This window comes from Bacterioplanoides pacificum (genome assembly GCF_042648445.1).
In the GTDB taxonomy this organism is placed as follows: Bacteria; Pseudomonadota; Gammaproteobacteria; order Pseudomonadales; family Oceanobacteraceae; genus Bacterioplanoides; species Bacterioplanoides pacificum.
In genome coordinates, this window is the sequence record NZ_JBHRYB010000013.1 from 571,200 (window position 1) to 585,811 (window position 14,612).

Here is a 14,612-nt window from a genome sequence, read left to right on the forward strand (position 1 = left end):
TTGTTGTATCTGTAACGCTGATTTACTGCGCTGCAGCACGCGCCTGCTGTAACCAGCTGTCAAATGCCTGCTGGTTGTTTTTAATCCAGTTATCGGCATGGCGCTGGATATCCGCTTCGGTATTTTCACCGTCGGCGACCAGTTTGTTCTGCGCCGACACCGCATTAATGTCCAGGGTCGCCACCTCGAACAGTTTGGCCGCCGCCGGATTGGCTTCGGCAAAGCTGCGATTAGCAACAATACGTTCACTGTTCACACTGAAACCATAATTTTTACCATTCGGTAACCGGGTATCAATGCCTTGTGGATGTTCAGAACGCGGAACCTCCAGCCAGACCACATCCTGCCCCGGAACCAGCACACCGGATACCCAATACGGCGTCCAGGTGTAATACAGAATCGGCTCACCGGCTTTGTAGCGGGTAATCGTGTCAGAAATAATCGCAGCGTAAGAACCCTGTACATGGTTGACGGTATCACGCAGTTCAAAAGCATCCAGTTGGTGGTTGATTACTTTTTCACAACCCCAACCTGGCTGACAACCGGTCAGATCCGCTTTACCGTCACCGCTGACATCAAACAGCCTGGCAATTTCCGGATCTTTCAGATCATCGATGCTGTCGATTTTATATTTCTCGGCCGTGGCTTTATCCATCAGATAGCCTTGCGCCGCACCGGTAATGTAGTAGCCCTTTTTAACGAATTTTTCATCACCGCCGGAGTTTTTATAGGTCGCATTGTGCAGCGGGTCCCAGCTGACGGCCATCCACTGAATGTCATTCTGAGCGATGGCTGAATAACCGGCACCGTATTCCACTTCCTGCAACGGCTGAACGTCATAACCCAGCTCGGCCAGTGCGCGGTTAATCAACACCGACTGAAACTTTTCTTCCGCAATCGGGCTGTGAAAACCTTTCACGACCACACCGTCACCCGGCTGAGCTGCTGCAGCAGCCGGCTGCCCGGCCGCCTCTGCGGTTTTTTCTGCAGTCTGTTCGCTGCAGCCCCACAGGGCAGTAGCAAGCAATGGCAACGCCGCTGCGGCTTTAAAAAATTTCATGGTTCGCTCCTTTTTAACATCGTTAAACGTTCGTCATTATTATTGTGTCTGGCGGAATGATTCCGCCATTATTTTAATGGCTGCCCTTTGCCGATATGCTGGGTGATGCGGTCGAGGATAATCGCCAGTATCACAATCCCCAGCCCCCCCACGGTGGCAATACCGATATCATTACGGCCAATGCCCTGTAACACCATCAGTCCCAGCCCGGGTACTGCAATCATAGAAGCAATCACGACCATCGACAGACCCAGCATCAGGGTCTGATTCACACCGGCCATAATGGTCGGCAAGGCCAGCGGTAACTGCACTTTAAACAACAGCTGACGCGGGTTGGTGCCAAATGCCCGGGCCGCTTCAATCAGGTCTTCCGGCACCTGACGAATACCGAGATTGGTCAGCCGGATCATCGGGGGTACGGCAAAAATAATGGTGACGATCACCCCGGCCACTTTGCCGGGGCTGAACACCATAACAATCGGGATCAGATAGACGAATGCCGGGGTGGTTTGCATCGCATCCAGCACCGGCCTCACAATTCTTAACGCCCGATCGCTGCGCGATAGCCAGATGCCCATCGGCAAACCGATCAACATACAGAAAAATAACGAGGTAATAACCAGCGACAGAGTTGTCATTGCCTGATCCCAAGCACCAATCAGACCAACCAGTAACAATCCTGCGGCCGTACCGGTGGCAATACGTTTATTCGCCAGCTTCAGCGCAATCAGCGCCAGCGCAATAATCATCAGGGGGGCAGGAATCCACAATAATACCGCTTCGATACTATTCAGCAGCCAGGAGATCGGTTGTGCCACCACCTGAAAAACCGGCCGCAGCACAGGCACAACGGCCTCGATCAGCGCGTCCACCGTCTGGTCTAACGGAATAATGCCGCCATCCACATCAAACGGCTCAGTGATATCAAAACGTTGTTCATCGGCCGCATCTTTTTCCGCCAGATAATCCAGCCCGGCAGCGTCTTCCGTGCCCCAGGGGTTGGCCGCAGGGGCGTTATCGCGATTACTCATGCCTGCTCCTCCACCTGACGATCCAGGGCATCCAGCAACAGGGTTTTGCTGACGACACCAAGAAATTTATGCTGACTGTCGACCACCGGCGGAGAGCAAGGAGAATGAGCTACCTGGCTGATAATATCGCCAATCTGAGCATCCTCTGCGATCACCTCAATCTCCGCTAATATCGCCTCTTCAATCCGTTTACCCTGCTGTTGTGCCTGCTTCAGCGAATCCACCGAAACCGTGCCAACAAAGCGGTTATCCGGCTCGACGACATAGCCAAACTCGCGATCATTGTCACGCAACAGCTGCAAACCGGCACTGACACCGGTATCAGACGTGCGCTTAATCAGCGTGGTTTGCATTTTGCGGGCGATATCCCGGGCACTGAGTACCGATGACACGTCTACGCCGCGGAAAAACGAACGTACATAATCGTTCGCCGGGTTGTTAATAATGTCGTCCGGCGTACCAACCTGCACCACTTCACCACCCTGCATAATAGCGATGCGGTCACCGATTCTGACCGCTTCATCCAGATCATGAGAAATAAACACAATGGTGCGCTTATCTTCCTGTTGTAAGCGTAATAACTCATCCTGCATCTCGGTGCGGATCAGCGGATCCAGCGCACTGAAAGCCTCATCCATCAGCAGGACTTCCGGGTTAATACACAAAGCCCGGGCCAGTCCCACCCGCTGCTGCATACCACCGGACAACTCAGCCGGGTAACTGTCGCCATACGGCCCCAGGCCCACCCGCTGCAGCGCCTGATCAGCCCGCTGCTGCATCTCCGCAACAGCCACTTCTCCGGCCAGCTCCAGACCAAACGCCACATTCTGGCGCACACTCATATGTGGCATCAGAGCAAACGACTGAAACACCATCGACATCTGGTGCAGACGCATCTGACGTAAGGTTTCATCATCCATCCGGGCAATGTCCTGGTCCCCCAGCAACACCTTACCCGCAGTGGGTTCAATCAGACGGTTAAGCATGCGAACCATGGTCGATTTGCCGGAGCCGGACAGCCCCATAATGACGAATATTTCACCCTCGTAGATATCGAAGGAGGCATCACGCACACCAACGGTTTGCCCGGTAGCGGCGAATATCTGATCTTTATCCTGGCCCTGTTGCAGCAAAGCCATGGCTTTATGGGGCTGTTCACCGAATATTTTATAAACGTTCTGTACCGACAGTTTTACCTGCATCTTGCCCTCTCGGGTTCTGGTTTAGCGGCCCGCTCAGCGCACTGAATCAGTCGCTGGCCTTGTCAATAGTATTTCGTACTCTAACATTTACACCTCTATTTAACTACTCGGCCAGATTTCGCCAACCGACTTAGCGGCCAATCAGAATCCGCCGGAACCCTTCAGCAAACCCAACTCCTGCCCTATCATGAGGAAAATTGCCGGAGAATCATCCTAATGGAAAGCTATCAACAACTTTATCAGCGGGTAGTGGAGCGTAAAGGTGGCGAACAGGTCGTGGAAGGCTTGCTCAGCAAACCATTGAACACCAAACAGTTAAAGCGCGTCAGTGCGGATCAATGGTTAGAAGAATTTACCCGCAAAATATTTCAGAGCGGTTTTTACTGGCAGGTGATCGATAATAAATGGCCGGGATTCCGTGAGGTATTCTGGGATTTTAACGTCGCCAGATTATTACAGATGCCGGCGGAGATGCTGGAACAAAAAGCCACGGATGAACGCATTGTGCGCAACTTTAATAAGGTAAAAACCATCCCGCTGAATGCCGCCATGATTCATTTCCACCAGCAGGATCACGGCCAGGGTTTCAGCGATTTTATCGCAGACCACCCGCCAGAACGGATCATTGAGTTATGGGCTCACCTGAAAAAACACGGCGCCCGGCTGGGGGGTAATACCGGTGTGTATGCGTTGCGGATGCTGGGTAAAGACACCTTTATCCTGTCACGCGATGTGGAAGCCCACCTGCGTGGTCATGGCATCATAGACACAGGTATCCAGAGCCAGAAAGCTCAGCGTGATGCGCAGAATTTTTTTAACGACCTGCAACAGCAGAGCGGCCGCTCGTTACAGGAACTGAGCCAGCTGGTTGCCTTCAGTGCTGGCGACAATCACGCCGGACTGGATGTAAAATAGCTCCCACGACCATAACCACTGATTGCCATGAACAAACAAAAACGAACGGAAATATTTACCCGCTTACGGGCCGAAAATCCCAATCCGGAAACTGAACTGGAATATAACAGTCCGTTTGAGTTATTACTGGCGGTTGCCTTATCCGCCCAGGCAACGGATGTCAGCGTTAACAAAGCGACCCGTAAGCTGTTCCCGGTAGCCAACACACCACAGGCCATTCTGCAGCTCGGCGAAGACGGACTGAAGGACTATATAAAAACCATCGGCCTGTTTAACAGCAAAGCGAAAAACGCCATTAAAATGTGTCAGATGCTGGTTGAACTGCACGACGGCGAGGTACCGCAGCAGCGAAAACTGCTGGAAGCCTTACCCGGCGTGGGCCGTAAAACGGCTAATGTGGTGTTGAACACCGCCTTTAAACAACCGGTAATGGCTGTCGACACACATATTTTCCGCGTGTCTAATCGCACGAAAATTGCCCCCGGTAAAAATGTCGACGAAGTGGAAGATAAACTGATGCGCTTCGTGCCGAAAGAATTTCTGATGGATGCCCACCACTGGTTAATCCTGCACGGCCGTTATACCTGTGTCGCGCGCAAACCCAAATGTGGTTCATGCATCATTGAAGATCTGTGTGAATTTAAAGACAAAACTGAAGTCTGAAACACGACAAAACAGAAATCAGGAGACCAGCGATGAGAATCTTACATACCATGCTGCGGGTAACCAACCTGCAAACGTCCATCGACTTTTATACCCGGGTGATGGGCATGCAGCTGATTCGCCAGCACGATAACGACGAATACCAATATACCCTGGCTTTTGTCGGCTACGGCGATGAAAGTGACGGCGCAGTGCTGGAACTGACCTACAACTGGGGCACCGACCAATACGATTTAGGCAACGCTTATGGTCATATCGCCATCGAAGTTGATAACGCGGCGGCAACCTGTGATGCCATCCGCCATAACGGCGGTAAAGTCAGCCGTGAAGCAGGGCCGGTCAAGGGTGGTAAAACCGTGATTGCTTTTGTGGAAGATCCGGATGGTTATAAAATCGAACTGATCGAAAAGAAAAATACCCTCGACAGCGAACTCTGAAACAACACCACCGACCAACCCAGGCCGGGCTGATCGGTGGTATTGATCTGTCACACATGTTCAGCGGCCGCAACGGCACTGGCCCAGGCCCACTGGAAATTAAAGCCCCCCAGATGGCCGGTCACATCCAGCACTTCGCCAATAAAATACAAACCGGGATGAGACTGGCATTCCATGGTTTTCGATGAAATCTGATCGGTATTAACGCCTCCCAGAGCCACCTCGGCGGTGCGGTAACCTTCGGTGCCAGACGGTTTAATACGCCACTGATGTAAGCCGGCGGCGATGGCATCCATCTCTTCGCCGGTTAATTGCGCCAGTGTTCGGCTACTCAGAGGCTGATCCGCGGACGAATCATTAGCCTGCAACCAGAGTTCAGCAAATTTCTGGGTAAAATGTTCTGCCAGCCAGTTTTTAAGGCTGACTTTTGGCCGCTGGTGTTGTTGCTCTCGCAATAACCCCGCCAGCGCCTGACCAGGTAATAAATCGATTTCAATGTCATCCCCCTGCTGCCAGTAGGATGAAATCTGCAGAATCGCCGGGCCACTTAAACCACGGTGAGTAAATAACAAATCGTCATGGAAGCTCTGGCCGTTACAGCTGACCGATACCGCCAGCGAACTGCCGGATAAGGCCTCACACAAGGCTTTATGCTGATCGGTAATGACAAAAGGCACCAGACCGGCACGGGTTGGGTACACCTGTAGACCAAACTGCCGGGCGACATCGTAACCCCAGCCGGTTGCCCCTAAGGTCGGAATGGATGGCCCGCCGGTGGCAATCACCAGTGACTGACAGGCGATTTTTCCACTGCTGGTCGACAACTGATAGCGGTACTCCGCATCAGCACAGGATTCTATCTGATCAACCGAGGTTTTCAGCTGAACCCGGGCACCGCCCTGCTGACACTCATCCAGCAACATATTGAGAATATCGCTGGCTTTGTTATCGCAGAATAACTGACCGTCTTTTTTCTCGTGGTAAGGAATACCGTGTTTATCAACCAGCGCAATAAAATCCCACTGGCTGTAGCGACTGAGTGCCGACTTACAGAAATGTGGGTTATGCGATAAATAACGTTCCGGTTCGACGTAATAATTGGTGAAGTTACAACGCCCGCCACCCGACATCAGAATTTTTTTGCCGGCCTTGTTGGCATGATCGAGAACCAGCACCTGACGGCCACGCTGACTGGCCTGAGCAGCACACATCAGTCCTGCGGCGCCGGCACCAATAATCACAACTTCGTATTTCTGCAGCATTTGGCGGTTACACTCAGGCTGGTTAACATTTGTCCGGCGGGCGCTATGGCGACCCGGAGCCGGGCTGGTATTATGCCACAGAAGAGTTGCTCATCGTTTTATAAGAGACCTGACTATGGAGTTGTTTGATCGCCAGGGATTACTGGATGCTACCAAACTGAGTCCGCGTAAGCTGGATATGCTGCTGTACCTGTTAAAAGGCCCGAAACTGAACCGCATTTATAATCAGCTGACGGAAAAACAGGGCATCGACATGATTGAGGAGGCACTGGCGTTTCTGCAAATCCACCTCGATTATGATGTTGCCGCACTGGATCGGGCAATTCCTCAACAGGGTGCCTTTGTGACGGTGTCCAATCACCCGTTTGGTTTTCTCGATGGCATTGTGCTGTTATTGATTGTTGGCCGCAAGCGCCCGGAATTCCGCGCGATCGCCAATTTTTTGCTGAGTTATTTTGCCCCGATCTCAGACCTGTTTATTACCGTTAACCCGTTTGAAAAGTCAGGCCCCAAAGGGATGGGCGGAATGCGTAAATCACTGGCGCAACTGGAACAGGGACTCGGGCTGGGTATTTTTCCCGCCGGTGAAGTGTCGACCTGGTATCAGGGACAAAGCGGCGTGCAGGATTGCGAATGGTCGTTATCGAGTATGCGGCTGATCGAAAAGGCACAGGTACCGGTGATCCCGGTTTATTTCCACGGCCATAACAGCCGCAGTTTTCATCTGCTGGGCAAAGTGCATCCGGCGTTACGGACGTTACGTATTCCGGCTGAGTTTCTGAAAAAGCAGAACTCCACTATCCGGCTGGGGATCGGCGAACGTATTGAATTTGACACCCTGCAACAACTGGGCGGGCCGCAAGCGATGCGCGAGTTCCTGCGCGACAGAGTTTACAGCCAGCGGGACAGTTTCCGTTAATCGCTCAGCCTAACCGAGCAATTTTTTTACCGGCGCATAAGAGCGCCGGTGAATGTCACACGGGCCAAATTCTGCCAGTGCTTCCAGGTGGGCTTTGGTTCCATAGCCTTTATGTTTAGCGAAGCCGTATTGTGGATATAATTCATCCAGCTTAATCATTTCCCGGTCACGCTGTACCTTGGCCAATACCGACGCTGCCGAAATACTGGCGACTAAGGCATCACCTTTAATGATGGCAGTCGCCGCCATGTCTAACTCGGGTAATTTATTACCATCAATCAGAGCATGCTCACAGCGTTCCTGTAATCCGGCAACGGCGCGGCTCATCGCTAACATACGGGCATTGAGAATATTCAGCGTGTCGATCTCTTCGACCGTTGCCCGGGCAATACAATAGTCGATGGCTTTTTCGCGGATTTCATCGAATAGCCGTTCGCGTTTCTTTTCTGTCAGCTTTTTTGAATCGTTCAGCTCAGCAATCGGCTGCTGCGGATCGAGAATGACCGCCGCAGCAACGACATCGCCACATAAGGGCCCGGCGCCGGCTTCATCAACACCACAATATAACAGCTGTTGTTGCCGCAGCTGTTGCTCAATTTCAGTTTTGATGTTGACGCTCATGAGTCGAGCAATTCGGCGATGGCCGCGGCAGCTTCTTCATCCGCATTGCGTTTCAGCTGACGGTGAATAAACAGGAAGGTTTCGTGTAGCTGGTGCATATCGTCACTGTCTTCCAGCCGGGCTAATAAGGCGTTTGCCATATTTTCCGGGCTGGCTTCATGCTGGATAAATTCCGGCACCAGTTCCCGTCCGGCAAGTAAATTCGGCAGTGAAATATAGGGCTGGGTCACCAGCTTTTTCAGAATTTTATAGGTTAACGGCGCCACGATATAGCTGACCACCATGGGCTTTTTCAGCAACATGGCTTCCAGTGTTGCGGTACCAGAGGCTAATAAAATGGTATCGGCCGCGGCCATACAGGTTTGCGAACGACCCAGCACCACTTTAACCGGCAGGTTCTCCGGATAATGCGCCAGCATCTGCTCAATCTGATTACGCCGGTCAACACTGGCCGCAGGAATAATAAACTGCAGGTCGTGACGTTTCTGTAACATCAGGTCGGCGGTTTTTAAAAATACCGTCCCCAGACGCTCTACTTCGCTGCCACGACTGCCAGGCATCAGACACACGACCTGGCGGTCGGTATCCAGCCCCAGCTCCTCACGAGGTTGCGTGGTCGGCGTTTCCAGTGCAATTTTATCCGCCAGATGATGGCCGACAAATTTTACCGGCACATCGTGCTCTTCATAAAAGCGCGCTTCAAACGGAAACAGCGTCAGCATTAAATCCACCGATTTGGCGATTTTTAATACCCGTTTCTGGCGCCAGGCCCAGACCGACGGACTGACATAATGAGCCGTTTTGATACCCGATTGGCGTAACTTTTGTTCCAGCGTCAGATTAAAATCCGGCGCATCAATACCAATAAACACATCCGGCGGGTTGGCACGCCAGCGCTTTATCAGATCACGCCGCACTTTTAACAGCTCGAACAAACGGCCAAGCACTTCCACCAGCCCCATGACCGACAAACGCTCCATCGGTACCAGGCTGTTAAAGCCATGCGCCATCATCAGCGGGCCACCGATACCTTCAAAGGTGGCATCGGGATAACGTTGTTTTAACTGCTGGATTAAACCGGCGCCGAGCATATCGCCCGAGGTTTCGCCGGCCACGATGGCTATACGCATAACTTCTCTTTTAACGGATAATACCGCGATTACCGGCTTTTAAGCTGGCGACTAACACAGCGACAGCCTCATCTTCAGCAGCGACGGGCTCAAGCTGCACTAACGCTTCTTCCAGCGTCAGTCCCTGGCGGTACAGGGTTTTATAAGCCGCACGCAAACGGTTAATACTTGCCTTGGCAAAACCACGGCGCTTTAACCCTTCGATATTAATACCATGTGGCTGTACCGGATAACCCTGCGACATAACGTACGCCGGGATATCTTTCAGCACCACACTACCGGCACCACACATCGAATGCGCACCGATATGGCAGAACTGATGCACCTGAGTGGCACCCCCCAGAATGACATAATCGCCGATGTTTACATGGCCTGCGACGTTGGTGTCATTGGCAAGAATGCAATGGTCGCCAATAATCGCATCATGGGCAACATGTACGTTGACCATAAATAAATTATGATTACCCACCTGAGTGTGGCCGGCATCCTGCACCGTACCACGATGGAAAGTGCAGGCTTCGCGGATCACATTGTTATCACCGATAGAAAGTGTGGTCGGTTCACCTGCGTATTTTTTGTCCTGACATTCTTCGCCGATGCTGGCGAACTGGAATATCTTATTATTTTTACCAATTCTGGTCGGGCCACGCACAATAACGTGCGGGCCGATGACGGTTCCTTCGCCAATTTCAACGTCTGGTCCAATAATCGAAAAAGGACCCACTTCGACGTCGTCCGCTAATCTGGCGGCCGGGTCTACGATGGCTCGTGGATCAATCATGCATTCTCCAGTTGTCGTTCGGCACAGACAATGTCTGCCGAACACACGACTTTGTCATCAACAAGAGCGCGGCAGGCAAATTTCCAGATACCGCGACGATGGCTGATATGACGGGACTCCAGAATCACCTGATCCCCCGGCACAATCGGCTGTTTGAAACGTACATTATCGGCACTGGCAAAATAGTACAGCGTATTGGCAGCCTGTTCATAACCCAGCATGGTCAGTCCCAGGATACCCGCTGACTGGGCCATGGCTTCTAATGTTAGGACACCGGGCATAATCGGGTGGCCCGGAAAGTGACCATTAAAAAACTCTTCGTTAATGGTTACGTTTTTTAAAGCGCAGATGGTTGCTCCATCCTCCGCTTCTAAATCAATTTCATTGACCCGATCAACTAACAGGAATGGGTAACGATGTGGCAAAAATTCCTGTATTTGTTGAATAGTATGCAGGGACATCAAACTTCACCTTTCTGGATTTTCTCTAACTGTTGCAGGCGTTTCGCCATGGAATCCAGTTGTCGGAAACGGGTCGCGCTGCGACGCCATTCATTCATCGGCATCTGTGCGGTTCCGGAGGCATAAGCGCCTTTTTCGCGGATCGATTTACTGATCAGCGTCATCGGCCCCACATGAACACCATCGCCAATATCGAGATGTCCGGCAAGCCCGGCACCTCCGGCAATGGTACAGTGCTTACCGACCCGGGTACTGCCGGCAATACCGGCACAACCTGCCATCGCAGTTCCCTGGCCAAGATGCACGTTGTGTGCAATCTGAACCAGGTTATCAATGATGACATCATCTTCGATCACCGTATCGTCCAGCGCACCACGATCAATCGTGGTATTTGCGCCAATTTCAACACGGTTGCCGATACGCACGCCGCCGAGCTGACAGATCTTCTGCCAACGGCCCTGATCCGGAGCGAAGCCAAAGCCATCACCACCAATCACAACACCGGAGTGCACAATCACCTGCTCGCCCAACACCACATTGTGGTAAAAGGTTACATTCGGATTAATCTGACAACGATCACCAACAATACAATGATCGCCAATCACAACGTTGGCACCGATTTCACAACCACTGCCGATCTGGCAATGTTCACCGATTACCGCACCCGCCGCGATACTAACATCCGCGCCAATCTCAGCGCTGTGCGCCACAACTGCCGCCGGGTGAATACCCGTTTTTGCCGCTGGCCGGTCGTTAAATAACTGACTGGCCTGAGCAAAACTCAGATAAGGGTTAGCCGCCACCAGCGCACTGCCGGCAACCTGTTCGGCCAGATCCTGTGCCACAATAACCGCTGTCGCCTGGCTGTCAGCCAGTTGACTCTGGTAACTGGGATTGGCCAGAAAACTGACCTCTCCCGATTGTGCATCTTTCAGCGTATTCAGGCCGGTTACCAGCGCATCGGCATCACCGATCAGCGTCAGCTCCAGTGTTTTGGCTAACTCACCCAGAGTAATCTGCATAAAAGTCGGATCCGTATCGTGTAACTACTTGGCGTTCAGACGTTCTATCAACAACTTGGTAATATCCGCTTTTGGCGATACATAAATCGCCGCTCCGGACTGAAGCACCACATCATACCCAGCTTCATCAATGATTGCTTTAAGCAACTTCTCAAGTTCTGGCAATTGTGTTTGGAAAAATTCGCGCTTCCACTTCTGCTCCATCTGTTGGAGCTTTTTGGCAAAGAACTGGAACTCGGTCTTTTTCTCTTCGAAATCGTTTGCTGAGTTACGACGTTCATCATCGCTCATCACATCAGCATTCTTCTGCACCTTTTCCTGCAGATCGCGTAACTGTTGCTCCAGACTTTTCAGCTTGCTGATTGAGTCTTTGTTGTCTTTCTCAAACTGCTTGATCGAGGTTTTTGCCGCCTCCGATAAAAACAGCGCACGCTCCATATCCACAACCGCTACTTTGGTGCCTTCCGCAACTGCGGCATTCATCAGCAGCGCTGCTGCCATCGCAATAATCCAACGCATCCTCATGCTCCTTAATTGTTATACGAGTGTTAAAAAACTTGTCCCAGCGAGAACTCGAAACCTTCTGTCCGGTCGCCACGTTGTTCATTCAGCGGCACCGAATAAGTGAAGGTCAGCGGTCCGATGGCGGTGATCCAGGTCAGACCGGCGCCAAAGCTGGTCCGGATTTCAGCCAGATCAATCCCGCTGCTGCAGTAGGGGTGAGTATTCAGATCGCTGATATCCAGATCCGACGGAGTGTAACATTCATCGGTAAAGGTGTTACCCGCATCCAAGAAGAATACGCTGCGTACTGAGCTGCGGTCTTCAATAAATGGCAGGGGATAAATCAGCTCAAGACTGGCTTCGGTCAGGATATTACCGCCCAGCGCACGTTCCCGCTCAAGGAACAGCGGCGCCGTTTTAACCGAACCGGAACCGTCTGTTTTATACACGGGACGATAACGATTAGGGTTAGAAATACTGACCGCTGCCCCGTCCACGTCGGTGCTGTACACCACGTTTGGAGCACTGTTATCCACAATCGGACGACCGAGGTTATCGGTTTCGTACTGTGGGTTACCATTAGCGTCGGTTTCCACCACGTTCACTACGCTGTAATCCGGCAGACCTTTAGGCCCCAGGCTGTTCGAGCGGTAACCACGCACTGAGCCAACTCCACCGGCGCGGAAGTTTTTAAAGAATGGCAGACGCTTCTGATCGCCAAAACCGTCGCCATAACCCAGTTCAGTCCGCAAGCGAACGGTCCACTCATCGGCAATCGGGAAATAGTAGTTAGCGTTATAACCCAGCTTGTAGTACGTCAGATCACTGCCGGGCACAGAGATATTGGCCGACACTTTATGTTCGGTACCCGCGGTCGGGAACAGCCCGCGGTTCAGGTTGTTATAGCGCCAGTTCAGGCCCAGCGTATATTCGTCGAAGTTGTCTCCTTCACTGGCGACAAAATCTTCAATTTCAGCCGGCACTGTGGTGCCAAGGAACATTTCGGTATTGGTATAACCGACCGACATCGACACCCGCTGACGGTGTGAAATCGGATAACCAAAGGTCATATTGGCGCCCTTGGCATTGGTCTGATAATCACTGACCGTATTCAGCTGACTGAAATCGGTTTTGCGGTAGAACAGATTAAAGCCCCGGCTAACTCCGTCAATGGTGTAATACGGGTTGGTATAAGAGAAGTTATACGACTGCACCGTGTTGTTTTTCTGCAGTCCCAGGCTCATTCGGTTACCGGTTCCCAGGAAATTATTCTGGCTGACGCTGGCACCGATAATCATGCCGCTGCTACCGGCATAACCAATATTAAAGTTCAGGCTGCCACTGAGTTGCTCTTCAACGTTGTAATTCACATCAATCAGATCATCAGCACCAGGGACGGCCGGCGTCTCAACATTAACGGTTTTAAAGAAGCCAAGCTGATTGAGGCGGCTTTTACCGGCATCAATTTTATCGGTAGACGCCCAGCCACCTTCCATCTGCACCATTTCCCGGCGCAACACTTCATCTTTAGTGCTCTGGTTACCGCTGAAATTAATCGCGCGTACGTAGGTGCGTTTGCCCGGCTCAACAAAAAAGGTCAGATCGACTTCTTTTTCTTCATCGTAAATTTTCGGAATGCCGTCGACTTTGGCGAACGTGTAACCATCGTTACCCAGCCGTTTACTCATCAGGTCACTGCTGTAAGTCACCCGGCTGCGGGAAAAAGTGTCTCCCGGTTCCAGCAGGTAAAGGCGGGTAAATTCTTCCTCAGCGAGCACCAGCTCACCGGCCAGTTTAATATCACGGATGCTGTAAACATCGCCTTCGGTGATATTGATGGTGATGTACACGCCTTCTTTATCCGGTGATACCGATACCTGAGTGGATTCAATATTAAAACGGATATAACCGCGGTCGAGGTAATAAGAGCGCAGGGTTTCCAGATCGGCGGATAATTTTTCCCGGGCGTATTTATCGTCACTGGCATACCAGGACCAGAAGTTAGTGGTTTGCAGCTGGAATTGCTTCAGCAATTCGGCGTCGCTGAACACCTGATTCCCCACTACATTAATATGTTCGATGGTGGCTACGTTGCCTTCTTCCACATCAATCTTTAACGCCACCCGGTTACGTGGTAAACGCACCACTTCGGTTTCAATACCGGCGTCATAACGCCCCTGAGCAACATACTGACGTTCCAGCTCCAGCGAAATACGTTCCAGGGTTGAGCGTTTAAACACCAGCCCTTCCGCCAGTCCGGATTGCTTCAGACCATCCAGCAAGGCTTCCGTCTGAATGGCTTTATTACCTTCAATTTCAATACTGGTAATGGTGGGTAATTCCACCAGTTTTACCACCAGCACATTGCCGTCACGCAATAACGCAACATCATTAAATAAGCCGGATTTGAACAGACGCTTGGACGCATTAACCAACCGCACACTGTCGACCGGGTCGCCGACGTTCACCGGGAAACGTTCAAACACGGTTCCGGCAGAAACCCGCTGCAACCCTTCCAGACGAATGTCTTCGATGACAAAAGATTCGGCGGATGCTGTGGATACCAGCCCCAATAACAGCGCGAACAACAAAAAACGCATCAAA

Annotated in this window: 15 protein-coding genes; 4 read left to right on the forward strand and 11 right to left on the reverse strand. The window is 51.7% G+C overall.

What is annotated here, in order from left to right:
• Nucleotides 1-22: 22 nt before the first annotated feature.
• From proX to proV, 3 genes are all read right to left on the reverse strand, one after another.
• Complete coding sequence (proX, locus tag ACFOMG_RS13890; RefSeq protein WP_376867449.1) at nucleotides 23-1,060, reverse strand: glycine betaine/L-proline ABC transporter substrate-binding protein ProX; 1,038 nt, start codon at nucleotides 1,058-1,060, stop codon at nucleotides 23-25.
• Nucleotides 1,061-1,128: 68 nt separating this feature from the next.
• Nucleotides 1,129-2,091, reverse strand: coding sequence for an ABC transporter permease subunit (locus tag ACFOMG_RS13895; protein WP_376867451.1), 963 nt, complete (start codon nucleotides 2,089-2,091; stop codon nucleotides 1,129-1,131).
• Entirely contained in the window at nucleotides 2,088-3,293 is a 1,206-nt protein-coding gene (proV, locus tag ACFOMG_RS13900) for a glycine betaine/L-proline ABC transporter ATP-binding protein ProV (protein WP_376867453.1), read from the reverse strand. Before proV ends, ACFOMG_RS13895 begins: the two co-directional genes overlap by 4 nt.
• A 216-nt stretch (nucleotides 3,294-3,509) precedes the next feature.
• On the opposite strand from proV, the gene ACFOMG_RS13905 reads away from it, so the two are divergent.
• Genes ACFOMG_RS13905 through gloA form a run of 3 tightly spaced genes read left to right on the forward strand, consistent with a single transcriptional unit; the run spans nucleotide 3,510 to nucleotide 5,308 of the window.
• Nucleotides 3,510-4,208, forward strand: coding sequence for a DNA-3-methyladenine glycosylase I (locus ACFOMG_RS13905; protein WP_376867456.1), 699 nt, complete (start codon nucleotides 3,510-3,512; stop codon nucleotides 4,206-4,208).
• Between the two features lie 27 nt (nucleotides 4,209-4,235).
• Nucleotides 4,236-4,871 carry an endonuclease III gene (gene nth, locus ACFOMG_RS13910; RefSeq protein WP_376867458.1) on the forward strand — a complete coding sequence of 212 codons (636 nt, stop codon included), beginning with the start codon at nucleotides 4,236-4,238 and terminating at the stop codon, nucleotides 4,869-4,871.
• Between the two features lie 32 nt (nucleotides 4,872-4,903).
• Nucleotides 4,904-5,308: a lactoylglutathione lyase gene (gene gloA, locus ACFOMG_RS13915; protein WP_376867460.1), complete on the forward strand. Its 405-nt coding sequence runs from the start codon at nucleotides 4,904-4,906 to the stop codon at nucleotides 5,306-5,308.
• A gap of 50 nt (nucleotides 5,309-5,358) precedes the next feature.
• On the opposite strand, the gene ACFOMG_RS13920 is transcribed toward gloA, so the two are convergent.
• The gene (locus ACFOMG_RS13920; protein WP_376867461.1) at nucleotides 5,359-6,570 is read right to left on the reverse strand and encodes a BaiN/RdsA family NAD(P)/FAD-dependent oxidoreductase; all 1,212 of its coding nucleotides are present in this window, start codon (nucleotides 6,568-6,570) and stop codon (nucleotides 5,359-5,361) included.
• A gap of 115 nt (nucleotides 6,571-6,685) precedes the next feature.
• Here ACFOMG_RS13920 and ACFOMG_RS13925 point away from each other — a divergent pair, with 115 nt between their 5' ends.
• A complete protein-coding gene (locus tag ACFOMG_RS13925) occupies nucleotides 6,686-7,489 on the forward strand; it encodes a lysophospholipid acyltransferase family protein (RefSeq protein ID WP_376867463.1) in 804 nt (267 codons plus the stop codon).
• Nucleotides 7,490-7,498: 9 nt separating this feature from the next.
• Here ACFOMG_RS13925 and rnhB read toward each other — a convergent pair whose 3' ends face one another.
• From rnhB to bamA, 7 genes are read right to left on the reverse strand one after another with little or no spacing between them, the layout of a single operon-like run.
• A complete protein-coding gene (gene rnhB, locus ACFOMG_RS13930; RefSeq protein ID WP_376867465.1) occupies nucleotides 7,499-8,110 on the reverse strand; it encodes a ribonuclease HII in 612 nt (203 codons plus the stop codon).
• On the reverse strand, nucleotides 8,107-9,240 hold the full coding sequence (gene lpxB, locus ACFOMG_RS13935) for a lipid-A-disaccharide synthase (protein WP_376867467.1): 1,134 nt from the start codon (nucleotides 9,238-9,240) through the stop codon (nucleotides 8,107-8,109). The genes rnhB and lpxB overlap by 4 nt, the downstream gene beginning before the upstream one ends.
• 10 nt (nucleotides 9,241-9,250) lie before the next feature.
• Nucleotides 9,251-10,021 carry an acyl-ACP--UDP-N-acetylglucosamine O-acyltransferase gene (gene lpxA, locus ACFOMG_RS13940; protein ID WP_376867468.1) on the reverse strand — a complete coding sequence of 257 codons (771 nt, stop codon included), beginning with the start codon at nucleotides 10,019-10,021 and terminating at the stop codon, nucleotides 9,251-9,253.
• On the reverse strand, nucleotides 10,018-10,482 hold the full coding sequence (fabZ, locus tag ACFOMG_RS13945) for a 3-hydroxyacyl-ACP dehydratase FabZ (protein ID WP_449237030.1): 465 nt from the start codon (nucleotides 10,480-10,482) through the stop codon (nucleotides 10,018-10,020). Before fabZ ends, lpxA begins: the two co-directional genes overlap by 4 nt.
• Nucleotides 10,482-11,504, reverse strand: a complete 1,023-nt coding sequence (lpxD, locus tag ACFOMG_RS13950) for a UDP-3-O-(3-hydroxymyristoyl)glucosamine N-acyltransferase (RefSeq protein WP_376867470.1) — start codon at nucleotides 11,502-11,504, stop codon at nucleotides 10,482-10,484. The genes fabZ and lpxD overlap by 1 nt, the downstream gene beginning before the upstream one ends.
• A 24-nt stretch (nucleotides 11,505-11,528) precedes the next feature.
• Nucleotides 11,529-12,005 (reverse strand): OmpH family outer membrane protein, encoded by a 477-nt coding sequence (locus ACFOMG_RS13955; RefSeq protein WP_376867472.1) that lies wholly within the window; start codon nucleotides 12,003-12,005, stop codon nucleotides 11,529-11,531.
• A gap of 47 nt (nucleotides 12,006-12,052) precedes the next feature.
• The gene (bamA, locus tag ACFOMG_RS13960; protein WP_376867504.1) at nucleotides 12,053-14,608 is read right to left on the reverse strand and encodes an outer membrane protein assembly factor BamA; all 2,556 of its coding nucleotides are present in this window, start codon (nucleotides 14,606-14,608) and stop codon (nucleotides 12,053-12,055) included.
• Nucleotides 14,609-14,612 lie beyond the last annotated feature (4 nt).